Here is a 22,957-nt window from a genome sequence, read left to right on the forward strand (position 1 = left end):
GACCTCACAGATGTGGGTGCGTAATACGGTGACGTTTACGGGGCAAGTCCGGGCGTTAGCGAATTACCAGATCGCTAAAATGCTAGCTTTCCTCGCAAGCCCGCATCAATTCCCGGACGGTATGTTGACTGCCTGTTGGGCAGGGGATCTATCATGGTCTGGGTGCGTATCCTGGGAGCGCTTGGTCTCACTCTGGCGGCGGGCGGAGCACACGCTTCGTCCTTCGTTGTTCTCGGTGCACCATCCTCGACGCCGTCCGTCGTCAAGCTCGGCGCGCCTGAACCGGTGAAGGTGGCTGGGATCTCCTCGACGCCATCGATCGTGGCGCTCGGCGAACCAGTGCCTGATGTCACCTATGAAAAAGTTGCTGCGATCCCGAGCCAGCCCAAGCCCAAGCATGATTTCATGCAAAGCCCGATGATCATTCGCGGCGGCATCGTCGGCGATGCCTTCGCAAAGCCGGCCCCGAGCGCCGTACCTGCCGCGACAACCGCTGCAGCACCTGGGGCGGCCACCAGATCCGACAAAAAGATAACGGCAACGAACAGCCCGCCTGAGCCGGCAACGCCGCAACCGACGCCCATTCCCGAGATCGAGCAGGCCAGATAGCCGTTCGAGGCTATGACGACGCTCGCGCTCAGCCGGCGATCTTCGAGAAATCCGCAACCTGGTCGGTCGCTGCCCGGATGCGCGCCAGCAGTGCCAGACGATTGGCACGAACGGCCTGGTCCTCATCATTCACAAGAACGCGTTCAAAGAATGAATCAACCGGTTCACGCAACGCGCTGAGCGCCAGCATGGCGGCGGAAAAGTCTTCATTGTGAATCGCTTGGCCGGCTTCCTTCTCGGCCTGATTCACCGCGGCAAACAGCGCTTTTTCGGCATCTTCCCGGAATAGACCCGGCTCAACACGTTCGGCAACCGTCGTTTTCTTCTTCTCCTCGGCGGCCAGGATGTTGGCCGCACGCTTGGTGCCGGCAAGCAGGTTTTTGCCGTCCTCGGTGTCGAGGAAGGAGCCAAGTGCTTGGACGCGGCGGACGATTTGGAGGAGATCGTCGTTGGACGATTGGCCAATCTCCCCCCTTGAGGGGGAGATGCCCGGCAGGGCAGAGGGGGTCGTCTCGCGTGGGTCGGCGACCCCCTCTGTCGCCTTCGGCGACATCTCCCCCTCAAGGGGGGAGATCAGGCGCGAGCCCGCTGACAACACCGCATCTATCAAATCATGCCGCGCACCCTGGTCGCGCAAATAGACTTTTAGGCGATCGTGGAAGAAGGAGATGAGGTCGGCAATTATTTCAACCGCAGAATGGTCTGGGGGTTCTACGCCACGTACCTCCGAGGACAACAAACCTGCTCGCTCACTGAGCAGATCATCGGCCGATCCAACGCCAGTAGTGAAATCACCGCCGTCATCCGCTCGCCAGACCACCGAAAAACGATTACCGCCATTGTAGGTAAGTCCGAACAGTGCGTTAAGAAACTGGCGCTGGACCGGTAGCCTCACGCCATTCTCGACCAAGATCCTGATCACCCCTAGCGCTGCTCTTCTCAGCGCATAGGGATCCTTTGACCCCGTCGGCTTTTCGTCAATCGCCCAGAAGCCGACCAGCGTGTCGAGCTTGTCGGCGAGCGCTACGGCCACCGATACCGGGTCGGTCGGAACACGGTCGGACGGGCCCTGCGGCCTATAATGTTCCTCAATCGCGGCGGCGACCGAGGGATGCTCTCCCTGTAGCAGCGCGTATTTGCGGCCCATGGCGCCCTGCAATTCCGGGAATTCGCCGACCACTTCGGTGGTGAGATCGGCCTTGGCCAAGACGGCAGCGCGACGTGCGAGCGCGGTAATCTCCCCCCTTGAGGGGGAGATGTCGCCGAAGGCGACAGAGGGGGTCGGCACGTCCTGACGCGACGCCCTATCGCGGACAGAGGATGCCGGCGTTTCACGCGCAGCCACCCCCTCTGGCCTGCCGGCCATCTCCCCCTCAAAAGGGGAGATTGAACTCGCTACGATCGGCGCCAACTCCTCAGCAAGCCGTACAATCCGCTCCACCCGCTCACCTTGGGTGCCGAGTTTGGCATGGAAGGTGACGCCGAGATGGTCGAGGCGGGCCATGCGCTGGTCGAGCGGCTTTTTGAGATCGAGCCCGAACATTTCCGCCGATGCCTGCAACTGGTCGAGATCAGGCAGGTCGCCCTGGTCGGTCTTCCAGAAATAGAGCGCGTCGGACAGCCGCGCGCGCACCACCTTGCCGTTGCCGTAGGCGATCTCCTTGCCGCCATCCTTGGCTTCGATATTGGCGGTCAGGATGAAGCGGTTGGAAAGCTCTTCACCGACGCCCTGCGGCCGCGCGACGAAACACTTCTGGTTGGCGCGGATGGTCAGCCGGATTACCTCGGCCGGAATGGCGAGAAAGTCTTGCTCGAACTCGCCCATCAGCACCACAGGCCACTCGACCAAGCCTGACACTTCCTCAAGCAGCCCCTCGTCCTCGACAAGGTCGAGCCTGTTGGCGAAAGCGAGATTCCTGGCGTCGGAAAGGATGATCTCCTTTCGCCGGTCGGCGTCGAGCACGACCTTCGCCGCCTCCAGCTTGGCGGCATAGTCGTCGAAGCGGCGCACGGTGATCGCGCCCGGGGCGTGAAAACGGTGGCCGTAGGTTACGTTGCCCGAGCGGATGCCGTCGATCTCGAAATCGACGACCACCGGCTCCTCGGTCTCAGGGCCGAAGGTGCAGAGGATGGATTGCAGCGGCCGCACCCAGCGCAACGATCCGGGTTTCGCCGAGGCCGGCCCCCAGCGCATCGATTTCGGCCATGGAAAATCGCGGATGACGCCTGGAACCAACTCGGCAATGATTTCCTCCGCCGCCCGGCCCGGCTTCGCAATATGGGCGACATAGAAGTCTCCCTTCTTCGGATCGGCATGGATATGCGCCTCGGCGATCGAGGAGAGACCGGCCTTGCGCAGAAAACCCTGGACCGCTTGTTCGGGAGCCTTGGTCGAAGGCCCCTTGATCTCCTCGCTGATGTCCTTCGAGCGCGCGGTCACGCCGCGAATGTCGAGCGCCAACCGGCGCGGCGTCCAATATTCGCGCGCCGCCTCATAGGTCAGTCCGGCCTCGACCAAACCGTCCGTCATCATCTTCTTCAGGTCGCCCGCCGCCTTGCGCTGCATGCGCGCGGGAATCTCTTCCGAACGGAGTTCTAAAAGCAGGTCGGGCATAAATTAGCTCCTCACCCTCCCCTTGATGGGGAGGGTCGGCGCGTCAGCGCCGGGGTGGGGTGGCGGCGTCTCGGTCACCAGCGTCCTCTGCGTTATCTCTCGGGGCGAAGGTGTGATTTCCGTTCTTCCACCGCCGCATAGATCGTATCAAGCACGGAATCCAGTTCGTTTTTTTCTTCATGGTTCCAGAAGCGGATCACGCGTTAGCACTGGATTCGAACCACTTCGTTCGAACCTCATCATGGCGCTGCTGGTCATCAAAGCTGTGGTGGGCACCGTCGACCTCGATGATCAATTTCAGCCGATGGGACATGAAGTCCGGAAAGTAAATCCCGACGGATGCTTGTTTACGGAAGTGCGTGCCTTCCATGGGGATTCGCCAGAGATGCCGCCACAAGATGCGTTCCTCATCGGTCATTGCCGCCCGAAGCCGTTGCGCAGACTGCAGCTTGAACCGGTCAAGCTTCGGCATTGGCAAATCGCCCCGGCACCCCACCCGCGGCGACCTCCCCCATCGAGGGGGAGGTAAAGAGGGCATAGCAACTCGGCTGGCTGCTGTCAGCCTTCCCCATGCAATCGGCATGTTTACCGACGATTTCCAAAAATATTCCGCTGCCTGTCGGGTCGAAGCGGGGCTATCCGTCCTTGGATCACAGATTTCCATGAACCGAACGCAGCGCTGAAGCGACCAACGCTCAGGCAGAGGACTATTGGCTGAACCACCATGAAGACGGCATCGACATTCCTGCAGATCCTCGCGCTCAGCGCCTGTTTCGCGGCGCAGGCTCATGGCACGTTCACGATGCCTGGTGTTAGACAGGCGTTGCGGACGATGGCTGGTTCCAGCGGCCAAGGCGTACTGCCAATCAGCGCTTCAGTCGAAATCGCAAATTGCCTCTGGAGCTAAGCCGCCAGCCCACCTGCCTGCGTCAGCAAAAACGCCTCGCCGCAGGCTTTCGCCAGATTGCGCACCCGCAAGATGTAGCTCTGCCGCTCGGTGACGGAAATCACGCCGCGCGCGTCGAGCAAGTTGAAGACGTGGCTGGCCTTGATGCACTGGTCGTAGGCGGGGAATACCATCCGGTGGTTCCCCTCCCCCTTGAGGGGGGAGAAAGGCGCGCCGGCTTCGAGCAACGCCTTGCACTCGGCTTCGGCGTCCTCGAAATGCCGAAGCAGCATCGCGGTGTTGGCGAATTCGAAATTGTGCCGCGAATATTCCTGCTCGGCCTGCAGGAAGACGTCGCCATAGGTCACCTTGTCGGCGCCGTCGCGGCCGTTGAAGTTGAGGTCGTAGACATTGTCGACGCCCTGTACATACATGGCCAGCCGCTCCAGCCCGTAGGTAAGCTCGCCCGCCACCGGCGCGCATTCGATGCCGCAGACCTGTTGGAAATAGGTGAACTGTGACACTTCCATGCCGTCGCACCAGCACTCCCAGCCCAGCCCCCAGGCGCCGAGCGTCGGGCTTTCCCAGTCGTCCTCGACGAAGCGGATGTCATGCAGAAGCGGATCGACGCCGATCGCCGCCAGCGAGCCGAGATAAAGCTCCTGCAGATTAGGCGGGTTCGGCTTCAGGATCACCTGGTATTGGTAATAGTGCTGCAGCCGGTTCGGGTTCTTGCCGTAGCGCCCGTCCTTGGGCCGGCGCGAAGGCTGCACATAGGCCGCGTTCCAGCGCTTTGGCCCGAGCGCGCGCAGTGTCGTCGCCGGGTGGAACGTGCCAGCGCCGACTTCCATGTCATAGGGCTGGAGAACGACGCAGCCATAGTCGGCCCAGTAGTTATGCAAGGTCAGGATCAGCCCCTGGAACGACCGGCTGGGATGCATATGGGCTGGGATATCAACGGTCACGGCGGCCTCACGGAGCGGCGGGATGCGGCACCTGTTGGATGAGACCGCATGATCTTGTCCGAAAAGTCTGCAACTTTTCGGGATCAGGCTCTAGAGCGCCGCCCGCCAAGCGTCAAGGCGAAGGCTCAGCCCTTCGGCGCGGGCGCCGGTTCGGGCTTGACCTTCGGGGTTTCCTGCGCCGTGTTGGATTCGATCGGCGGCAGGCCCTTCAGCAGTTTCTGCTGTAACGCGGCGAGCACGTCGGGATCCGGCTTCAGGTCGCGGGCCTGGTTCCACTGGAAGGTGGCTTCCAGCCTGCGGCCGACGCGCCAATAGGCATCGCCGAGGTGATCGTTCAGCACCGGATCTTCCGGCTTCAGCGACACGGCACGCTCCATTTCGCGCACAGCGTCTTCAAACCTGCCCAGGCGGAAATAGGCCCAGCCCAGCGAATCGACGATGTAGCCGTCGCTCGGCCTGAGGTCGACGGCCTTCTGGATCATCTGAAGGCCTTCCTCGAGGTTGATGTTCATGTCCACCCAGGAATAGCCGAGATAGTTCAGAACCTGCGGCTGGTCGGGGAACAATTCCAGCGCCTTGCGGAAATTCGGCTCGGCCTTCGGCCACTCCTTCAGCCGCTCATAGGCGATGCCGCGCTGGTAGAAAATGTTCCAGTCGGCGCGGGTCGGGGTCTTCAGCATCGCTACCGCCTTGTCATAGAGACCGGCCGCGGAGCGGAAATCCTCCTTCGAGGCATAGACGCCACCGAGCGCCTGATAGGCGCGCATGTCGTCGGGATGCGCTTCGACGAGGGCCTTCAGATGGGCGATGGCCTCGTCATAGCGGTCGAGATCGGCAAGGTTGAGACCTAGCTGCAGTTCCGAAAGCGGCTTCAGCGGCGAACTGGCCGGGATGCGGCGATAGAAGGCGATGGCGCCCTCGCCGTCCTTCAACTGCTCGGAAACGGCGGCGAGTTGGACAAGGGCCGCGTCGCTGTCGGGCCGCAGTGCCAGGGCATATTGCAGATAGAGGCGGACGAACGGCTCGCCGCCACCGCGATTGAGCGCGGTGGCGAGATCGAGCAGTATTTCCGAGGCGCCGTCGGACGGGCCGGCAACGAAGGGTTCGACCTTCTCGCCCTTGGTGATCCTGTCGCGAAGCGCTGATATCTCGACCTTGCCGGGTGCAAATGCCTCGGCCTGATCGAGCACGGACAGCGCCTTGTCCTTGTCGCCCTTGCGGGCAAGGAAGGAGGCATAGGCCTGCGCATTCCGCATCCAGGTTTCGGGCGCGGCGCTACCGGTCGCGGTGTCCTGCAAGGTGGCGGCGTAGATCGCGTCCGCCTTTTCGGGCAGGCCCGACGCATCGGCGATCAGCGCGCGATGGAAGGATTTGAAGAGGCCGAACCAGTCCGGACCCTGCAGCCTGTCGATGGAGGCTATGGCCTCGCTGGCGTCGCCGGCGCCCTGCTTGGCCCAGCCGGTCATAACGCCGGAGATCAGCCGGTCGAGGTCGGATTCGAGCGAAAGCTCGAGCCAGTACTCGGCCTTGGTGAAATCCTTTTTGTGAAAGGAACCGACGGCCAGCGCCAGGCGCGAGAACCGCTCGACGTCGGGAACCGTCTTGAGCTTGTCGGCATAGACCAGCGATTCTTCGAAGCGCCCTTGCGCGATCAGCGACAGCATCAGGCTTTGCTGCAACGAGGTATCACCGGGAGCGAAGGCGAGCGCCTGCTTGTAGTAGGCGATGGCACTGTCGAGATCATTGTCGCCTTCGGCGACCCGCGCGGCAAGATAGGCGCCCGAGAACGACGTGATATTGACTGGCTCGGTGGTCTCTTTGGCATAGGCAGGCAAACCGGAGATCGCCATGCCCGTCACAATTGCCAGCCCTGTCAGCCAGCGCGCACGTCCTTGCCGCATCGTATCCCTTTCAGTCAAAGCCATGCCCGCGTCAGCGGGATCGCCGTAGACTCGATCTTTTTCAGGCAAAGCATGGCCTTTTTGGGGTCATGCTTCAACCCGGCCGAATTCACAATCGGGTCATGCGATCAAAAACCACGCTAGGTGCACCAACTGCGACCGTCCAGCGCGCTTCGTTGAAGATTTCTGCGGCAGGCCGGATTTCTGTATACAGGCATCCCCATATCCGCTTGAACGCGCTGCACAGGCCGGCCCATCCACGATGCGTGAAATTCACGGTTTCCCCGAAGGTCTTGCCTCCAGCGACTGCATCGCCACGGTAATCAGAGCGTGCAGCCGCTCTTTAGGCACACCGTCGCGTGCCTGCACCGAGAGACCAAACAGAACCGTGGTGTAGTAATCACCCAGGACCTCCGGGTCCGTGTCCGGTTTGAGTTCCCCGTCCCGAATGCCCTTTCTCAGGCGTTCGACAATGAGTGTATTGCGCGCCCGGCGACGCTCAGCCAGCCAGCGCAGCACACCATCGTTTTCAACGGCACAGTTGGTCGCCGCCGAGACTACCATGCAGCCCCGCGGCAAATCCGGCCTGGTATAGACTTCGATTGCATCGCGCAGCAACCGCTCGACAAACCGCCGAGCGGTCGGCTCCTCGGCAAGCGCCCGGGTGGCGAAGCTTCCTTCCCTGGTTTCGTAAAGAACGACAGCTTCCCGAAACAGGTTCTCCTTCGAGCCGAAGGCGGCATAGATACGCGGCGAGGCCAGACCAAGCGCCGACACGAGATCGGCCATCGAGGTGCCCTCATAGCCGCGCGTCCAGAAGGCGTCGCGGGCCTTCTCGAGCGCCTGGTCCCGATCGAACTCCCTTGGCCTTCCCGCCATTGCGGCCTCCATTTTTTATCAATCAACAAATAATCCGCTTGACTTCGGATTGCAAACTTAATTCTTTGTCGATCGATAAAGAATCATCAGCATGGAGATTGACATGAGTTCACTCGATCAAGGCGCACCGTTCGGCGCCGCGGCAACAGGAGGAGTCGGCGCGAAGCGCGGCGCCACGCTGGCATTGCTCGCCTTCGCGCAGCTTATCATCGCGCTCGACCTCAACATCGTCTTCGTGGCGTTGCCGGAAATCGGCGCGGGGCTAGGCTTTTCGGGCCAGACCCTGCAATGGGTGGTCAGCGCCTACACCGTATTCACCGGCGGCTTCCTGCTGTTCGGCGGCCGCGCCGCCGACCTGATCGGCCAGCGCCGGATCTTTATCTTCGCGCTCTGGCTCTATGCGCTTTCGTCCCTGGTCGGCGGCTTCGCCTGGTCGCCGGAAATCGTCATCGCGGCCCGTGCGGTGCAAGGCATCGGCGCCGCGTTCCTGTTCCCGGCCACGCTCTCACTGATCAATCGCCTGTTTGCCGAGGGGCCGGAACGCAACCGGGCGCTTGCGGTCTGGGGCGGCGCCGGAGCGAGTGGCCTGACGCTCGGCTCGCTGGCGGGAGGGCTTCTCACCAGCGCGTTCGGCTGGCCATCCGTCTTCTATGTCAACGTGTTTTTGGCTGGGATCGCCATCATCGCGGCTTTCGCCATCATTCCGCGTGACGGCAAGCGGCATGAACATCGCAGCTTCGATCTGCCGGGCGCGCTAACCGTCACTGCCGGTGCGACCCTGCTTGTCTTCACGCTGGTTCAGGGGCCCGAATATGGCTGGGGGTCGGCCGCCATCGTCTTCAGCGCTGCACTGGCGGCATTCTTCCTGATCGCCTTCGCAGCGATAGAGGCAAGGAGCGCCGACCCGCTGATGCCGCTGCGCCTGTTCCACAACCGCAGCCTCGTCGCCGGCATGACGATCACCTTCCTCTTCATGGGGACTTTCGGTGCCCTGCCCTACTTCCTCACCGTGCTTTTACAGAACGTGCATGGCTTCACCGCCTTGCAGGCCGGCCTGGCGTTCCTGGTGCCATCAGTCGCCATCGCGGCCGGCACGCAGGTCGGCGAACGTCTGGCAACGCGTTTTTCGACGCGCGCCACGCTGGTTGGCGGCATGGTCATCGGCGCGATCGGGACGGCCTTGATGGTATCAGGTGCAAACGCCGACAGCAGCTATCTATCCCTCGTACCCGGCCTGATCATCTCCGGAGTCGGACAAGGCATCGTCTGGACCGCGATGTGGATCGCCGCCGCTTCGGGTGTTTCCCATGACGAGCAGGGTGTCGCGTCGGGGATGGCCTCCACCATGCTCAATGTCGGCAATGCGATCGGCATGGCGGTGTTGATCGCGATTGCCAACCGCAATGTCGGCGGATTGTCGGATGATGCCTTGAAGATCGCTGTCGCCGACGGCATCCAGGTCGCCTTCTGGCTCGCTGCGGCAGGCATCGTTTTCAGCCTGCTCGCTGGAATGGTCCTTCCGGGGAAACCAAAATGACGTGCGGACGCCGTGCCGGCCAAATATCGGCGATGCCTCTCAGTTCACCCGGCTGATGCAGAAATCGATGACGTCGATCAGCGCCGATTTCTGCGGCGTCGCTTCGAGCGGCGCCAGCGCGTCGCGGGCGATCTCGCCGAAATGGCCGGCGCGCCCGATCGTGTCGGCGATCGCGCCGTGGCGGGTCATCAATCCGATCGCCTTCTCCAGCCCGGTGTCGTCGGTGACATTGTCCTCGATGGCGCGCTTCCAGAAGGAGCGTTCCGCCTTGGTGCCGCGCCGGTAGGCGAGGATCACCGGCAGCGTCACCTTGCCTTCGCGAAAGTCGTCGCCGACATTCTTGCCCAGATCCTTGCTGGTGCCGCCATAATCCAGCGCATCGTCGATCAGCTGGAAGGCAAGGCCGAGATTCATGCCGTAGGAACGCAGCGCCGCGCGATCGTTGCGCGTCGCCTGGGCGATGACCGGACCGACCTCGGCGGCGGCCGAGAACAGGGCCGCGGTCTTGGCCTTGATCACCGCGAAATGCTCATCCTCCGTGGTTTCGAGGTTCTTGGCGGCGGCGAGCTGCATCACCTCGCCCTCAGCAATGATCGAGGCGGCGCTGGACAGGATGTCGAGCGCTTCCAGCGAACCGACATCGACCATCATGCGGAAAGCCTGGCCAAGCAGGAAATCGCCGACCAGGACGCTCGCCTGGTTGCCCCAGATCATACGGGCGGTCTTCTTGCCGCGCCGCATGCCGCTCTCGTCGACGACATCGTCGTGGAGGAGCGTGGCGGTGTGCATGAACTCGACTGATGTAGCGAGCTTGACGTGGCCCTCGCCGGAATAGCCGAACATCTGGGCCGAGGCGAGCGTCAGCATCGGCCTCAGCCGCTTGCCACCGGAAGAGATCAGGTGGTTGGCAATCTCCGGGATCATCTCGACGTCGGAACCGGCCTTCGACAGGATCAATTTGTTGACACGCCCCATATCGGTCGACGTCAGGTCGATGAGATCCTTTATGGAGGCGGCTTCGCGCTTCCCGTTTTCGATGTTGAGAACGACACCCACCACAAACACTCCCGTCCAGAAGTCACGCGCACGACGGCACCCCGATCCCGCGGCAGACTCTAGGGCGGTACCCACGGGCACGGCAAGAGGCGAATTGGCGCGGTCGAGGCTGGCGTCCGGAGCCACCCACATTTACATAAACGCTGCAACCTGCGAGTTTCGCCCGATGATAGAGCTTATCCGCACCAACGATGCCGTGATCATTTCCTTTGTCGAATCGCTGATGCGCGATGCCGGCATCGGCTGTTTCGTCGCCGACCAGAACATGAGCGTGCTCGACGGTTCGATCGGCATTCTGCCCAGGCGCATCCTGGTCGACGCCGACCAGGCCGATGCGGCGCGGCGCATCCTGACGGATGCCGGCATCGCCAACGAGATCCGCCAGACATAATGTCCGCGGCGCGCGCCACCCTTGTCCAGGACACGCCGGCCCATACGGTCGATGCCTTCCATCGCGGGCGGTTCTGGCTGGTGCAGCCGAAACAAGCCGGCCATCGCGCCGGCATGGACGCCATGATGCTGGCCGCTGCCGTGCCGTCCTCCTTCGCCGGGCGCCTTGCCGATTTCGGCGCGGGCGCTGGCGCCGCAGGCCTGGCCGTGCTGTCGCGCTGTCCTGATGCCGAGGCCGTGCTCATCGAACGGTCTCCGGAAATGGCAGGCTTCGCCGCAACGACGCTTGCCCATCCCGGCAATGCGCATCTCAACGACCGCGCCTCGGTGCTCGCCGCGGACGTTGCCCTGTCGGGCCAAGCGCGAACAGCCACTGGGCTTGCCGACAACTCCTTCGATTTCGTCATCATGAACCCGCCCTTCAACGCCGCCGAGGATCGCGCCACGCCCGACCCGCTCAGGAAGGCGGCGCATGTCATGGAGGATCGGCTGTTCGACAGCTGGATCCGAAGTGCGGCTGCCGTGGTCAGGCCGCGCGGCGGTCTTGCCGTGATTGCCAGGCCCGATCAGCTCGGCGCCATCCTCGATGCGATATCAGGCCGCTTCGGCGACGCCGAGATGCTGGCCGTCCACCCTCGCCCCGAAGCAGCGGCGATCCGCATCGTCGTCAGGGCAATACTCGGCTCACGCGGAAAACTGTCGATCCGCCCGCCGCTGATGCTGCATGCGCAATCGGGCGACGGACCAACGGAGCGGACCGAGATGATCAATAACGGGCTGGCTTCGCTGTTCGGCGACTGAGCCTTTTCTACCAGCAAGCGGCGCGGGCATTGCCGTTGGCCGGCGAATCCCTACATGCCTTCAAGCCAATTGACCGGAGACCCCGTGAAACGCTTCCTAAACCGCCTGCTGCCGAAATCCTGGCGCTCCGACATCGTCGTTATTCCTGTTATCCGGCTGCACGGTACGATCATGCCCGGCGGCGGCCAGTTCCGGCCGAGCCTGTCGCTCGCGTCCACTGCCGGCCCTATCGAGAAGGCGTTTTCCTTCGATGCGCCCGTGGTCGCCATTTCGATCAATTCGCCAGGCGGCTCGCCAGTGCAGTCGCGGCTGATCTTCAGACGCATCCGCGATCTGGCGACCGAGAAGAACAAAAAGGTTCTGGTCTTCGTCGAGGACGTGGCGGCTTCGGGCGGCTACATGATAGCGATTGCCGGCGACGAGATCTTTGCCGATCCATCCTCCATCGTCGGTTCGATCGGCGTGGTGTCGGCCTCGTTCGGCTTTCCCGAGCTGTTGAAGAAGATCGGCGTCGAGCGCCGCGTCCATACTGCCGGCCAGAACAAGGCGGTGCTCGATCCGTTCAAGCCCGAGAAGAAGGAAGATATCGAACGGCTGAAGGCGCTGCAGCTCGATGTCCACGAGACCTTCATCGATCTCGTCAAGGACCGGCGCGGCCCTAAGCTCAAGGACGACCCGGACCTGTTCACCGGCCTGTTCTGGACCGGTAAGAAGGGGCTGGAGCTCGGCCTTGTCGATGCGCTCGGCGATATGCGCAGCGTGCTGAAGACCCGTTTCGGGCCAAAGACCCAGCTCAAACTGATCACGGCGCCGCGCGGCCTGTTCGGCCGGTTCGGCTGGTTCGGCTCGAGCAGAGCGGGTTTTTCGGCGCCCGAGATCGCCGCGGCTGCCGCAAGCAGCGTGATCGATGCGGCGGAAGAGCGCGCATTATGGGCGCGCTTCGGGCTTTGAAAAGCCGGTAAAAGCGTTTAGCTTGAAAGCTTGACCGACCCGACCGGCCGCCGCAGTCGGCCTTGTGAGGGAGGAGTTTGACATGCCACAGATCATTTTCTTCATCACCGTCGGCCTGCTCGCCTATTTCGGCTATCGCTCCTTCGTCAGGGAAGCCGAGCGCGTGACGGCCAAGATACGGCGCACCGAAAAGCAGGCTACCAACGGCACAATGGGCACGTTGGTCAAGGATCCGAAGACCGGCGAATACCGGCTGGCCAAGGACTGACATCATCCCCCTCGCGACTGACCCCGTGGAATCCGGCATCACTGTCCGGGCGTGGCATGCGCACGCCAAGATAAATCTCGCGCTGCACGTCACCGGCAGGCGCGCCGACGGCTATCACATGATCGAGAGCCTAGCGGTGTTCACGCGCTTCGGCGACAGGATCGAGATCGAACTTGCCGACAGCGACGGGTTTTCCGCGTCGGGCCGATACGTCTCCGCGGTCCCGCTCGACGACAGCAACCTAGCCGTCAAAGCGCGCGACGCGCTGCGAAAGCAGGCCGGTCCGGCGCAAACGCCGCCGGTCGCCATCAGGCTCGAAAAGAACCTGCCGGTCGCATCCGGCGTCGGCGGCGGGTCGAGCGACGCCGCAACGGTGTTGCGCGGGCTCGCTGAGATATGGAGGCTGGATCTCGACGACGCCGAACTGGCGCGGATCGGCCTCTCGCTGGGCGCCGACGTTCCCATGTGCCTTGCGGCAAAGCCGCTGATCGCGCTCGGCATTGGCGAAGAGTTGTCGGCCGTGCCGGGCTTTCCGGCACTCGGGCTGGTCCTCGTCAATCCCGGCACCGCCGTCTCCACGGCCGAGGTGTTCAATGCCCTTTCTGATCGCCACAATGAGGGCCTGCCGCCGCTGCCGCGCGACCTCGACTTCCACAGCATCCGCAACTGGCTGGAGATTACGCGCAACGATCTCGAGCCCGCGGCGCGGGCAATCCAACCCGCCATCAGCAAGGCGCTTTCGGTGCTCAACAAGGCTGGAGCGGGTTTCACCCGGATGTCGGGTTCCGGCGCGACCTGCTTCGGGCTGTTTGAGACTGGCAATATCGCCAAGCGCGCGGCCGTCGATATCCGCAGCCGCCATCCCGACTGGTTCGTCGCCGCAACGCGAACCATGACATCTGAGGCTGACACGCATGGCCAGGATTGACGAGAGCCGTTCCTTCATCCCCGTGCGCATCGCGGTGCTGACCGTTTCCGATACGCGCAGCCTCGCCGACGACAAATCCGGCCAGACGCTGGCCGACCGCATCGTGGAGACCGGCCATTTACTCGCCGCTCGCGACATCGTCACCGACGACCGCGAGAAAATTCGAGACAAGGTTCTGGGCTGGTCGAGGGACAAAGCGATCGATGTCGTCATCACCACCGGCGGCACCGGCTTTACCGGTCGCGATGTGACGCCGGAGGCGCTGGAGCCGATCTTCGAAAAGCGCATGGACGGCTTTTCCGAAGTGTTCCACCGCATTTCCTACGACAAGATCGGCACTTCGACGATCCAGAGTCGGGCGACCGGCGGCGTCGTCAACGCGACCTTCGTTTTCGTGCTGCCGGGTTCGCCCGGCGCCTGCAAGGACGCCTGGGACGGCATTTTGAAGCCGCAGCTCGACTACCGGCACATGCCCTGCAACTTCGTCGAGATCATGCCGCGCTTGGACGAACATCTGCGGCGCGGCGGGACCAAGACAAGTTAGGCCAAGCTCCCAAGGCTGTTTCGGGGCCAAAATCAGCGAATAACCGGCTCGCCGTGGAACCGCCGGCGCGAGGGCGGCGAAACGCCGAAGCCGACTTCCATCATCAGCCGCGGCTTGCGCGTCGGCACTGTGCCCATGTGGAAGCCGAAGGGATCCTCGACAAAGCCCAAACCTGCCTCGCCGGTCAGCGTAATCGGGCTCTGCGCGCCGTAGACGTTCAGAACCTCTTCCGCGGGATGGCCGACGAGGAGCGTCAATTGGTGCCTGAGGGCGCGGCGGTTGTGGCTGCCGCGGACATAGACATGCGGACCAGTCTCGGCATCGACCGGATTGAGATAGAAGAAGAATTTCAGCATCCGCCAATCGTCGAGATCGAAGTGGTATTTGCCAAGCGACGCCAGGTTCTTTTCGGCGTCGGAGACGGAGCTCGTCGGAAAGCTCCACCAGACGCGCGTGGTGATCAGCTTCGCCTGGCTGCCGAGATAATGGGCGGCGATGTCGAGAAGCAGCGGGTCGCGCTGCACGGTAAGCGCAGCATTGCAGTCGAGGACCCGCTCGAAAAAGTGGCCGCTGAGCAAGGGACGGCCGAAGTGCTTCTCGGCGTCGGCGTGCTCGGCCGGCAGGAACTCCAGCCGTCGGTCGAAATTGCCGAAGCAAGGCGTGCGCTGCGCAAAGCTGGCGATCTCCTGGTAGACCGACGACGGCAGGGCAAGCCCGGAAAAGAGGCCGTCCGAGCGGAGCGCGCCGACCACGGCATCACGATCGACGCCGGTGAACATCGTCTCCTCAGCTTTTTGTGCCGGTCGAACCGGTTTTGCGCCACGCCAATGCAACCGCCGCCCTGGCATGGTGCGCGCCAGCATGAACATCGGCAGCCATGCCGGATTCTCGCGAAGATCCGACAGATAGGTTGGAATCCGCACGGCAATGCGGCGCAGCAGGCTGCCGTTTCGAGCGATCGACTCGAGGCTTGCAGCACCGGATTTGTCAGGGCTTGAAAGGGCCATCAGGATCCTCAGCTATGAGGGCAGCGTCGACGAAGCGTCGGCCGCTCACCGCTCAGGCGTTACCCATAACCGATCCGCCGCATCAAAGGAATGGTACCCCCCGGTCAGGTTTTGTGCAATGCACAATGAAAGGAGCTGTCGCAAACTTTCCGGCAAGCTTGACAGAGCATTAAGGCTCGTTGAATTTCGCGACAGCGAGTGTTTCGAGCGAGGTGGAACGGAGGCCGCGCGCGGCGGAGAAGATCGCGACGAAGCGATCAAACCCCGTCGAGAATGATGATCGTCGGCCGGTCGGGCAGGGTCTTCAGCGAAACCGTCAGCGACCGGCCGGAGAGGAACTCCACCGCGAAATCGTCGCCCATCCTGCCTGTGAATTCGCTGATCGCGGTGGCATGGCGATGCATCGGCAGGATCATCGAGGAATAGAGCCGCGCGGTGATTTCGGTCATCCGGTCAAGCGACAGCGTCATGCCGCCGTCGATAGGCACCATAAGGATATCGAGCCGGCCGATGGCGCCGTAATGCGCATCCTCCAGCCGGTGGTGCAGATGGCCGAGATGGCCGATGCAGAGTCCCGCCACTTCGAAAATGAATATGGAATTGCCGTCCTTGCCGAGATCGCCGCCATTGCGGATATCCGTGGGCACGTTGCGGATGTAGACATCGTCCACGACAACGGCGTGGCGCGCCGGACCGCCCTCTGGATTCCAACCGCGCAGCACATATTCGATGGCGGGATCCGGATGGTCCGAATAATGGGTGCGGTGGGCCTTGTTCATGGTCACCACGCGCGGCAGCGGGTCAGCGCCATAGACGCCGGAAAAGTCGGTGGCGATCCTGACGCCAGCGGGCGTCTCGATGATGTAGGTCGAATGGCCGGCATAGGTGATCGTAACGTCGCCGTCGACGAAAGCCTCGGCCAGCAGAGGCGTCTGCGCTGTGAAGCTGGCATAGGTGGCCGACGGCAGCGCTTCGGCGATCGCAACGCATCTCGATGGCGGCGGCTCTTCCTGGGCCGACGCGGCGAACGGCCAGAAAGCCAGGGTCAGCAGAACGGCAGCAGATGGGCGGAGCATGACTGCCTCCCGTGGCAGGATCGGCGCTCATGCTACGATAACGCTAGCAATTGTGATGGCTATCGTCGGGACAGTCACGTTTTCGCGAGCGCCGGAGGGGTTGGTAGTCCGGGCCTTTTGTCCCGACTTGCGCGACAAATCGCGCGGAATGGAACGCGCCATGGCCCCGGCCTCCCGACTGACATCGCCAGTGATCAGGGCGTCGGACGGAAGACGCCGTTCTCGTCGCGCTTGAGCGGTGCGGTTTGCCGGGAAAGCGGCACGCCGGGCGCTTCGATGACCGAAACGCCCTCCGTCCAGTCGGCGGGTGCAATCGCGACGTAACGCGCATATCCGCCTGACCCGCCGAGCGGCTTGGCAAAGCCGATTGTGACCAACGCCCCGGCCTCTGGCACCTTGTCGAGATTTGCAACGCCTTCTGCCTGAGTGAAATCGTTGTGAAGCAGCCAATGTTCGCCTTCGAGATTGGGCGTGGTGTCGGTGTCGAGCGGCTCATGACCATGAAACAGAATCCTCCGCTCCAGATGCAGGAACTTCAGCGCGTCCAAACTGACGCCTGGAAACGGCTTCTGGTTGAAACGGGCGGCATCGGACCATTTCTTGTGCCAATCCGAACGCACGAAGACGACCGAACCCTCCGGTATGCGGCCGTGCTCCTTTTCCCATTCTTCGATGTCAGCGACCTGGAGGTGATAGCCTTCGTCAGTCTGCACCTTGCCGCTGATGTCGATCACGACGAGCGGCCGCACGGCATAAGTGGCCGGCAGGTCGCTGATCGTTGCACCGAGTGGGTTCCAGTGGGAGGGCGGATCGAGCTGCGTGCCATACTGGTCTGTCGTCAACTCGTAGGCGCTCGCGACGAACAAATGCTTGTCGTAGGTGAACTCTTCGCCGGCCTTGACGTAGCCCTCGATATCCTTGCCGGCGACAGCCGGTTTGAACTTGGCATTTGCGAAGCCTGGCCATACGGGCTGCACCGGCTCGAAGGCATGGGTCAGATCGATGTACTTGGCCGATTTGAGCGTGTTCTCATAAACCGACCAAAGGGACGATTCCTGCGCCACCGCGATCGCCGGCACTGACCAAGCGGCTCCGAGTAAGGCGATACGAACGAATTGAGATACATTCATCTGCAATCTCCCCTAGACGTCGCCGAGTATCGCGAGTTTCCCGCAGGACGACAAGCATATGCATTCCTCGCAGGAGTGTCGCGCCAATACGGCTTCCACCAAGCCGCTTTCCGCCCACGGCTTGAGCGCCGCCTCATCCCAGCGGAGGACGCGCTATTCCCTCGCCCGCTTACCGGAGAGGGACGCCCTTCACTTCACCGGCGCCACCCAGATCTCGGCGTCGAGCCTCTTGGTCGCGAGGCGGCGCGCGATGGCTTCGGCGCTGCGGGCGTTTTTCGACATGGCCGCGGCCTGACGCTTGCTGATCACCAGTCCTTCGGCCAGTGCTCGGTTTTCCGAAAACACCCGCGACAGGAACGGCACGCGGCTGCCGCGCGCCCGCGAGAACCGCGCCGGCATGGTTTGCCTGGCGGTGTGGGCGACGACCTCGTCGATCCAGCCCTCCGCCAGCCGTGCGCCCGGCTCCAGCAGCAGCAGCCAGTCGCCCTTGGCCTGCCTGATGCCGGCAGCAATGCCACCGCTCGCCACATAAAGGCAACCGGCATGTTCGGCAACGCGGTGGGTCTGATCGGTCGAGCCGGTGTCGCAGACGATGACATCGCGCACCACGCCCTCGACCGCGCCGCCGATCAGCGAGGCGAGCGTGCGGGCAAGTCTTTCCTCGTCATTCAGGGTCTGGATGAGAACGCTGAGCATCGTTAGCCGAATAGCGGAAAGCCGGGCGCAGCGCCAGTTTTTGCGTCGCATCATAAAATTGTTCTTGATTTGTTCTAGAAAACGAAATAGGAATAATTTCATGAACAGAGCGATTCGACAGCCAGCCGACAGTCCCTGGGAGAGGGCGAAAATGGAACAGATCGTGCGTGCCGACATTGCAGCCTTTGGAGCAGGACGAGCCGAGATGGCCAATGCGATGATCGAACAGAGCGGGATGCGCGTGCGTCCGGAGCGCAATCGCGGTCGTTCCGCGGGCATCAATCCGTCCGGGCGGTTCGAGCCGGTCAGCCGGCATGTCTTCGACGACGGCTGGAATTCGCTGGAGGAGTTGCCGCCGTTCAAGACGGAGGTGCAGGTCGAGAAGCCGCGCACCATCATCACCCGCAACGAATCACCCGATATTTCCTTCGACCGCTCGATCAACCCCTATCGCGGCTGCGAACATGGCTGCGTCTACTGTTTCGCCAGGCCTACGCATGCCTTCATGGGCCTGTCGCCGGGGCTGGATTTCGAATCGAAGCTGTTCGCCAAGCCGGATGCGGCGCGCATGCTCGACAAGGAACTGTCGAAGGACGGCTACCAGCCGCGCACCATCGCCATCGGCACCAACACCGATCCCTATCAGCCCATCGAGAAGCAGTACCGGATCATGCGCGAGATCCTCGAAGTGCTGGAGGCGCGCGGCCACCCGGTCGGCATCGTCACCAAATCCGCGCTGGTGACGCGCGACATCGACATCCTGTCGCGCATGGCCGAGCGCGGACTGGCCAAGGTGGCGCTGTCGGTGACGACGCTCGAGCGCATGCTGGCGCGCACCATGGAACCCCGCGCCTCGACGCCCAGCAAGCGGCTGGAGGCGATCAGGCAGCTTTCGGATGCCGGCATTCCGGCCTCTGTCATGGTCGCACCGATCGTCCCTGGCCTGACAGACCAGGAGATGGAGCGCATCCTCGATTCGGCCTACGCGGCGGGCGCGCGTGAGGCGGGCTACGTCCTGCTGCGGCTACCGCTGGAGGTCGCGCCTATCTTCAAGGATTGGCTGCTGCGCCATTATCCCGACCGCTACCGTCACGTGATGTCGCTGATCCGCTCGATGCGCGACGGCAAGGATTACGATTCGGAATGGGGCAAGCGGATGAAAGGCTCTGGCCCGTATGCCTGGCAGATCGGCCGGCGCTTCGAGATCGCCGCCAAACGGCTTGGTCTCAATGCCGAGCGGCGGTCGCTCAGGACCGACCAGTTCGTCGCTGCGGCCAAGGCAACCGAGCAACTGATGCTGCTTTGAATACATCGTGTGCCGCCGCTGCCGGCGGCACATGGAAAAATCCGTCCGGCCTGTCCTGTCCCCGGGCTTGCAGACGGTGCCCTCCGGGTCCGGTGCCTCACCGACCCGGAGGGGCTTGCGGAGAATCGGAGCCGATGCGAACCTCGCCGCAACATGGCTCGCGCGCGTTCTGATTCTCCGCTTCTCTTCGAAATCGTCGAGAGACCCGATTTCTCCTTCGAGACGAAGGCGATGGCCGAAGGCCTGTGGCCGGTGGCGGGAATGGACGAGGCCGGCCGCGGCCCGCTCGCCGGGCCGGTCGTCGCGGCAGCGGTGGTACTCGATCCCGCCAACATTCCCGATGGTCTCGACGATTCCAAGCGCCTCAGCCATCTGCAGCGCGAGGCGCTGTTCCTGAAAATCCTCGGCTCCGCTCTTGGCGTGTCGATGGCCTCGGTCAGCGCGGAAGGCATCGATGGCAGCAATATTCTCAAGGCCAGCCTCGAGGCGATGCGCCGCGCTCTGGTCGGGCTCTCGGTGCAGCCAAAGCTGGCCTTGGCCGACGGCCGAGACGTGCCACCCGGACTGCCATGCGAAGGAAGAGCGCTGATCAAGGGCGATCAACGCTCGCAGTCGATCGCCGCCGCCTCGATCGTCGCCAAGGTGATGCGCGACCGCATGATGTGCGGCTGCGGCAGCCATCACGCGCATTACGGGTTCGAACTGCATATGGGCTACGCCACGGTCCGCCACCGCACCGCAATTGAGATGCATGGACCGGTGGCGCGGCTGCACCGCGCGTCCTTCGCACCGTTCCGGCTTGGCGGAACCGAAGTGCTCGATGAAGAGAGCCTTTCCGGCCTGGATTGAGCGATTCGGTCGATCCTCGCGGCGAATGCAGCTGAGCGCGTAATCTCCCTCCTTTGAGGGGGAGATGTCGCCGAAGGCGACAGAGGGGGGTCGCCTCGGCTGGCGCTACGCATGTAAGACGAAAAAAGAAGGTTGGCGATTCACGCGCAGCTACCCCCTCTGGCCTGCCGGCCATCTCCCCTCGAGGGGGAGATTATCCTCGCCATAACAAAAAAGCCGCCAGGTTTCCCGGGCGGCTTTCGATGACTTCTGGATGAAGTCGCTTAATTCAGCTTGGACTTCACGTCCTGAAGCGAGGCCTTGAACAGGTCGGCGCCGGCCTTTGCGTCAATCTTGCCGGCGAGCAGCGTGCGGGCGGCTTCGACGGCGATATCGACGGCGCTGGCGCGCACCTCGCTGATCGCCTCGCGCTCGGCCTGACCGATCTTCTGTTCGGCAAGCGCGGTGCGCCGGGCGACATAGTCCTCGGTCTTCTTGTGCGCCTCGGCAGCCAGCATGTCGGCCTCGCGCTTGGCGGCGGCGACGATGTCGGCGGCCTCCTGCTCGGCTTCCTTGCGCTTGCGCTGGTATTGACCGAGCAATTGCTGGGCCTCCTCGCGCAGCCGGCGCGCTTCTTCAAGCTCGTTGCTGATCTTGTCGGCGCGGGCGTCGAGCGCCTTGGCGATCAGCCTCGGCACCTTGATGTAGACGGCAATGGCCAGGAAAATGACGAGGGCAACGGTGGCCCAAAGCGTCGCGAGTGATGTGGCGTCCATGATGCGCTCCTCACCGGGCCACGGATTTGACGGCTGCCGCGATCTCGGCCTTGCTGGCCTTGCCGCCGACAAGCGCCTCGACGATGGCCGAAGCAGTGTCCTCGGCGATCGTGCCGACTTCCTTCATGGCATTGGCCTTGATGGACGAAATGCGAGCCTCGGCTTCGCCAAGCTTCTGGTCAAGCGCTGCCTCGACCTTCTTGCGGGCGGCTTCGACTTCCGCCTTGGCGGAATCGTTGGCCTGCTGACCGATCGCATTGGCCTTGGCCTTGGCCTCCGCCAGCTCCTGCTCATAAGCGGCAACGGCGGCATCGGCCTCGCCCTTCAGTCTGGCGGCATGATCGAGATCTTGGGTGATGCGGTCGTTGCGGACATCGATGATGCCGCCGACACGCGGCATCACCACCTTCTTCAGGAAGAGGTAGAACAGCCCGAAGGTGATCGCCAGCCACAGAAGCTGCGACGGGAATGTCGCCGGATCGAATGGCGGGAACACGCCGTGCGCCTCGGCAGGCACGCCGGTCCCGGAATGCGTATCGCCTTCCGTGCCGGTATGGCCGCCTTCGACGGCTGGTGCGGACTCTTGCGCAAAGGCAGATGTCACGAACATGGACTATCCCCTGATATCAGGCCTGCCGCCGATTGCGGCCGGCCCGTCCAATTCCCAATCTTAGCCGAACAGGGGCTCAGCCGAACAGGGCCAGAAGCGCGATGAGAAGGGAGAAGATGCCCAGCGCTTCAGTCACGGCGAAGCCGAAGATCAGGCGGCCGAACTGGCCATCCGCAGCCGACGGGTTGCGCAGCGCGCCCGCCAGATAGCTGCCGAAGATGTTGCCGAGGCCAATACCGGCGCCACCCATGCCGAGGCATGCGATGCCGGCGCCGATGAACTTTGCTGCTTCTGCTTCCATTTGTTCAACTCCTTTGGATCTAAAATTCCGTTGCAATTCCATCCGGCAGCAATGCCGGAAACTCTTGGCCAGCCTGGGTCAGTGCCCGGGATGCAGGGCGTCGTTCAAATACATGCAGGTCAGCACGGCAAAGACGTAGGCCTGCAGGAAGGCGACCAGCAATTCCAGCGCCGTCAGCGCCACGGCCATCGCCAGCGGCAGGACCGATCCGGCAACGCCGAGCGTGCCAAGCGCGCTCAAGCTCACCACGAAGCCCGAGAACACCTTCAGCGTGATGTGGCCGGCCAGCATATTGGCAAACAGACGAACCGAGAGGCTGACCGGGCGCGAGACGAAGGAAATCACCTCGATCAGCACCACCAGCGGCAGCAGATAAATCGGCACGCCATGAGGGACGAACAGTTTCAGGAAACCGAGGCCGTGCTTCATGAAGCCGTAGACGACGACGGTTCCGATCACCAGGGCGGCAAGGCCGAAAGTGACGATGATGTGGCTGGTGACGGTGAAGAAATACGGAAAAAGACCGAGCAGATTGGCAACGAGCACGAACATGAACAGCGAAAATACCAAGGGGAAGAACTTCATGCCTTGCGTTCCGGCCGCGTCCCTCAGCATGTTGCCGACGAATTCGTAGGCCATTTCCGAGACCGACTGAAGACGGGTGGGAACGAGGCTGCGGCTCGAGGTGGTGAGATAGAGGAACGCCGATGCGACGGCGACGGTCGCGACCATGAAGAGCGCCGAATTGGTGAAGGACAGGTCGTAGCCGCCGATCTCGATCGGAATCAGCTTGTTGATATGGAACTGGTGGATCGGATCGACCTTGTCAGCAGCCACTTTAAATCCCCATCAAAGCCGCACGCGGCTTTAGTGTCCTGTTCACTGCGCCGGCAAGCGG

24 protein-coding genes are annotated in these 22,957 nt (G+C 62.8%); 10 read left to right on the forward strand and 14 right to left on the reverse strand.

Going from position 1 to position 22,957, the window contains the following annotated elements:
- Positions 1–153: 153 nt before the first annotated feature.
- On the forward strand, positions 154–609 hold the full coding sequence (locus ACWTU8_RS19665) for a hypothetical protein (RefSeq protein WP_455849463.1): 456 nt from the start codon (positions 154–156) through the stop codon (positions 607–609).
- A 28-nt stretch (positions 610–637) separates the two neighbouring features.
- On the opposite strand, the gene glyS is transcribed toward ACWTU8_RS19665, so the two are convergent.
- From glyS to ACWTU8_RS19690, 5 genes are all read right to left on the reverse strand, one after another.
- On the reverse strand, positions 638–3,223 hold the full coding sequence (glyS, locus tag ACWTU8_RS19670; protein ID WP_455849464.1) for a glycine--tRNA ligase subunit beta: 2,586 nt from the start codon (positions 3,221–3,223) through the stop codon (positions 638–640).
- Positions 3,224–3,419: 196 nt separating this feature from the next.
- Complete coding sequence (locus tag ACWTU8_RS19675; protein WP_455849465.1) at positions 3,420–3,695, reverse strand: endonuclease domain-containing protein; 276 nt, start codon at positions 3,693–3,695, stop codon at positions 3,420–3,422.
- A gap of 431 nt (positions 3,696–4,126) precedes the next feature.
- On the reverse strand, positions 4,127–5,074 hold the full coding sequence (locus tag ACWTU8_RS19680) for a glycine--tRNA ligase subunit alpha (protein WP_455849466.1): 948 nt from the start codon (positions 5,072–5,074) through the stop codon (positions 4,127–4,129).
- A 125-nt stretch (positions 5,075–5,199) separates the two neighbouring features.
- Positions 5,200–6,975, reverse strand: coding sequence for a tetratricopeptide repeat protein (locus ACWTU8_RS19685; protein WP_455849628.1), 1,776 nt, complete (start codon positions 6,973–6,975; stop codon positions 5,200–5,202).
- 273 nt (positions 6,976–7,248) lie between these two features.
- Positions 7,249–7,854 (reverse strand): TetR/AcrR family transcriptional regulator, encoded by a 606-nt coding sequence (locus tag ACWTU8_RS19690; RefSeq protein WP_455849467.1) that lies wholly within the window; start codon positions 7,852–7,854, stop codon positions 7,249–7,251.
- A 103-nt stretch (positions 7,855–7,957) separates the two neighbouring features.
- Here ACWTU8_RS19690 and ACWTU8_RS19695 point away from each other — a divergent pair, with 103 nt between their 5' ends.
- Complete coding sequence (locus ACWTU8_RS19695) at positions 7,958–9,391, forward strand: MFS transporter (RefSeq protein ID WP_455849468.1); 1,434 nt, start codon at positions 7,958–7,960, stop codon at positions 9,389–9,391.
- A gap of 39 nt (positions 9,392–9,430) precedes the next feature.
- Here the strand turns inward: ACWTU8_RS19695 and ACWTU8_RS19700 are convergent, their stop codons facing one another.
- The gene (locus ACWTU8_RS19700) at positions 9,431–10,447 is read right to left on the reverse strand and encodes a polyprenyl synthetase family protein (RefSeq protein ID WP_029355543.1); all 1,017 of its coding nucleotides are present in this window, start codon (positions 10,445–10,447) and stop codon (positions 9,431–9,433) included.
- Between the two features lie 166 nt (positions 10,448–10,613).
- On the opposite strand from ACWTU8_RS19700, the gene ACWTU8_RS19705 reads away from it, so the two are divergent.
- The 6 genes from ACWTU8_RS19705 to moaB all read left to right on the forward strand — a co-directional run bounded on the left by ACWTU8_RS19705 (position 10,614) and on the right by moaB (position 14,329).
- Entirely contained in the window at positions 10,614–10,838 is a 225-nt protein-coding gene (locus tag ACWTU8_RS19705; RefSeq protein WP_029355541.1) for a putative signal transducing protein, read from the forward strand.
- Positions 10,838–11,638 (forward strand): tRNA1(Val) (adenine(37)-N6)-methyltransferase, encoded by an 801-nt coding sequence (locus tag ACWTU8_RS19710; protein ID WP_455849469.1) that lies wholly within the window; start codon positions 10,838–10,840, stop codon positions 11,636–11,638. Before ACWTU8_RS19705 ends, ACWTU8_RS19710 begins: the two co-directional genes overlap by 1 nt.
- Before the next feature lie 84 nt (positions 11,639–11,722).
- Positions 11,723–12,589, forward strand: a complete 867-nt coding sequence (locus ACWTU8_RS19715; RefSeq protein ID WP_065006299.1) for a S49 family peptidase — start codon at positions 11,723–11,725, stop codon at positions 12,587–12,589.
- Positions 12,590–12,671: 82 nt separating this feature from the next.
- Positions 12,672–12,857: a hypothetical protein gene (locus ACWTU8_RS19720; protein WP_065006190.1), complete on the forward strand. Its 186-nt coding sequence runs from the start codon at positions 12,672–12,674 to the stop codon at positions 12,855–12,857.
- A gap of 25 nt (positions 12,858–12,882) precedes the next feature.
- The gene (locus ACWTU8_RS19725; protein WP_455849470.1) at positions 12,883–13,785 is read left to right on the forward strand and encodes a 4-(cytidine 5'-diphospho)-2-C-methyl-D-erythritol kinase; all 903 of its coding nucleotides are present in this window, start codon (positions 12,883–12,885) and stop codon (positions 13,783–13,785) included.
- The gene (gene moaB / locus ACWTU8_RS19730) at positions 13,772–14,329 is read left to right on the forward strand and encodes a molybdenum cofactor biosynthesis protein B (protein ID WP_455849471.1); all 558 of its coding nucleotides are present in this window, start codon (positions 13,772–13,774) and stop codon (positions 14,327–14,329) included. Before ACWTU8_RS19725 ends, moaB begins: the two co-directional genes overlap by 14 nt.
- Positions 14,330–14,361: 32 nt before the next feature.
- On the opposite strand, the gene ACWTU8_RS19735 is transcribed toward moaB, so the two are convergent.
- The 4 genes from ACWTU8_RS19735 to ACWTU8_RS19750 all read right to left on the reverse strand — a co-directional run bounded on the left by ACWTU8_RS19735 (position 14,362) and on the right by ACWTU8_RS19750 (position 18,238).
- On the reverse strand, positions 14,362–15,336 hold the full coding sequence (locus ACWTU8_RS19735) for a phytanoyl-CoA dioxygenase family protein (RefSeq protein ID WP_128344930.1): 975 nt from the start codon (positions 15,334–15,336) through the stop codon (positions 14,362–14,364).
- A 257-nt stretch (positions 15,337–15,593) separates the two neighbouring features.
- Positions 15,594–16,412 carry an MBL fold metallo-hydrolase gene (locus tag ACWTU8_RS19740; protein ID WP_455849472.1) on the reverse strand — a complete coding sequence of 273 codons (819 nt, stop codon included), beginning with the start codon at positions 16,410–16,412 and terminating at the stop codon, positions 15,594–15,596.
- Between the two features lie 194 nt (positions 16,413–16,606).
- A complete protein-coding gene (locus ACWTU8_RS19745; RefSeq protein ID WP_455849473.1) occupies positions 16,607–17,542 on the reverse strand; it encodes a cyclase family protein in 936 nt (311 codons plus the stop codon).
- A gap of 189 nt (positions 17,543–17,731) precedes the next feature.
- Positions 17,732–18,238 carry a glycosyltransferase gene (locus tag ACWTU8_RS19750; protein ID WP_455849629.1) on the reverse strand — a complete coding sequence of 169 codons (507 nt, stop codon included), beginning with the start codon at positions 18,236–18,238 and terminating at the stop codon, positions 17,732–17,734.
- A gap of 151 nt (positions 18,239–18,389) precedes the next feature.
- Between ACWTU8_RS19750 and ACWTU8_RS19755 the strand changes: the two genes are divergently transcribed.
- On the forward strand, positions 18,390–19,544 hold the full coding sequence (locus ACWTU8_RS19755) for a PA0069 family radical SAM protein (RefSeq protein ID WP_455849474.1): 1,155 nt from the start codon (positions 18,390–18,392) through the stop codon (positions 19,542–19,544).
- A 153-nt stretch (positions 19,545–19,697) separates the two neighbouring features.
- Entirely contained in the window at positions 19,698–20,393 is a 696-nt protein-coding gene (locus ACWTU8_RS19760; RefSeq protein ID WP_029355520.1) for a ribonuclease HII, read from the forward strand.
- 263 nt (positions 20,394–20,656) lie between these two features.
- Here ACWTU8_RS19760 and ACWTU8_RS19765 read toward each other — a convergent pair whose 3' ends face one another.
- From ACWTU8_RS19765 to ACWTU8_RS19780, 4 genes are all read right to left on the reverse strand, one after another.
- Positions 20,657–21,148 (reverse strand): F0F1 ATP synthase subunit B, encoded by a 492-nt coding sequence (locus ACWTU8_RS19765; RefSeq protein WP_127314363.1) that lies wholly within the window; start codon positions 21,146–21,148, stop codon positions 20,657–20,659.
- Between the two features lie 10 nt (positions 21,149–21,158).
- On the reverse strand, positions 21,159–21,758 hold the full coding sequence (locus ACWTU8_RS19770) for a F0F1 ATP synthase subunit B (RefSeq protein ID WP_287336425.1): 600 nt from the start codon (positions 21,756–21,758) through the stop codon (positions 21,159–21,161).
- A gap of 76 nt (positions 21,759–21,834) precedes the next feature.
- Positions 21,835–22,059 (reverse strand): F0F1 ATP synthase subunit C, encoded by a 225-nt coding sequence (locus ACWTU8_RS19775; RefSeq protein WP_023799397.1) that lies wholly within the window; start codon positions 22,057–22,059, stop codon positions 21,835–21,837.
- A 78-nt stretch (positions 22,060–22,137) separates the two neighbouring features.
- Positions 22,138–22,896, reverse strand: a complete 759-nt coding sequence (locus tag ACWTU8_RS19780) for a F0F1 ATP synthase subunit A (RefSeq protein ID WP_029355511.1) — start codon at positions 22,894–22,896, stop codon at positions 22,138–22,140.
- Positions 22,897–22,957: the final 61 nt, after the last annotated feature.

This window comes from Mesorhizobium sp. BHbdii (assembly GCF_053848045.1).

Bases quoted from the DNA above. Each gene is read 5' to 3' on its own strand.
- ACWTU8_RS19675 (WP_455849465.1), bottom strand. From the start codon at position 3,695: ATGCCGAAGCTTGACCGGTTCAAGCTGCAGTCTGCGCAACGGCTTCGG.
- ACWTU8_RS19690 (WP_455849467.1), bottom strand. From the start codon at position 7,854: ATGGCGGGAAGGCCAAGGGAGTTCGATCGGGACCAGGCGCTCGAGAAG.
- moaB (WP_455849471.1), top strand. From the start codon at position 13,772: ATGGCCAGGATTGACGAGAGCCGTTCCTTCATCCCCGTGCGCATCGCG.
- ACWTU8_RS19755 (WP_455849474.1), top strand. From the start codon at position 18,390: ATGGAACAGATCGTGCGTGCCGACATTGCAGCCTTTGGAGCAGGACGA.
- ACWTU8_RS19735 (WP_128344930.1), bottom strand. From the start codon at position 15,336: ATGGCCCTTTCAAGCCCTGACAAATCCGGTGCTGCAAGCCTCGAGTCG.
- ACWTU8_RS19740 (WP_455849472.1), bottom strand. From the start codon at position 16,412: ATGCTCCGCCCATCTGCTGCCGTTCTGCTGACCCTGGCTTTCTGGCCG.
- ACWTU8_RS19765 (WP_127314363.1), bottom strand. From the start codon at position 21,148: ATGGACGCCACATCACTCGCGACGCTTTGGGCCACCGTTGCCCTCGTC.
- ACWTU8_RS19775 (WP_023799397.1), bottom strand. From the start codon at position 22,059: ATGGAAGCAGAAGCAGCAAAGTTCATCGGCGCCGGCATCGCATGCCTC.
- ACWTU8_RS19720 (WP_065006190.1), top strand. From the start codon at position 12,672: ATGCCACAGATCATTTTCTTCATCACCGTCGGCCTGCTCGCCTATTTC.
- glyS (WP_455849464.1), bottom strand. From the start codon at position 3,223: ATGCCCGACCTGCTTTTAGAACTCCGTTCGGAAGAGATTCCCGCGCGC.
- ACWTU8_RS19665 (WP_455849463.1), top strand. From the start codon at position 154: ATGGTCTGGGTGCGTATCCTGGGAGCGCTTGGTCTCACTCTGGCGGCG.
- ACWTU8_RS19710 (WP_455849469.1), top strand. From the start codon at position 10,838: ATGTCCGCGGCGCGCGCCACCCTTGTCCAGGACACGCCGGCCCATACG.
- ACWTU8_RS19745 (WP_455849473.1), bottom strand. From the start codon at position 17,542: ATGAATGTATCTCAATTCGTTCGTATCGCCTTACTCGGAGCCGCTTGG.
- ACWTU8_RS19770 (WP_287336425.1), bottom strand. From the start codon at position 21,758: ATGTTCGTGACATCTGCCTTTGCGCAAGAGTCCGCACCAGCCGTCGAA.
- ACWTU8_RS19695 (WP_455849468.1), top strand. From the start codon at position 7,958: ATGAGTTCACTCGATCAAGGCGCACCGTTCGGCGCCGCGGCAACAGGA.
- ACWTU8_RS19705 (WP_029355541.1), top strand. From the start codon at position 10,614: ATGATAGAGCTTATCCGCACCAACGATGCCGTGATCATTTCCTTTGTC.
- ACWTU8_RS19685 (WP_455849628.1), bottom strand. From the start codon at position 6,975: ATGCGGCAAGGACGTGCGCGCTGGCTGACAGGGCTGGCAATTGTGACG.
- ACWTU8_RS19760 (WP_029355520.1), top strand. From the start codon at position 19,698: ATGGCTCGCGCGCGTTCTGATTCTCCGCTTCTCTTCGAAATCGTCGAG.
- ACWTU8_RS19750 (WP_455849629.1), bottom strand. From the start codon at position 18,238: ATGCTCAGCGTTCTCATCCAGACCCTGAATGACGAGGAAAGACTTGCC.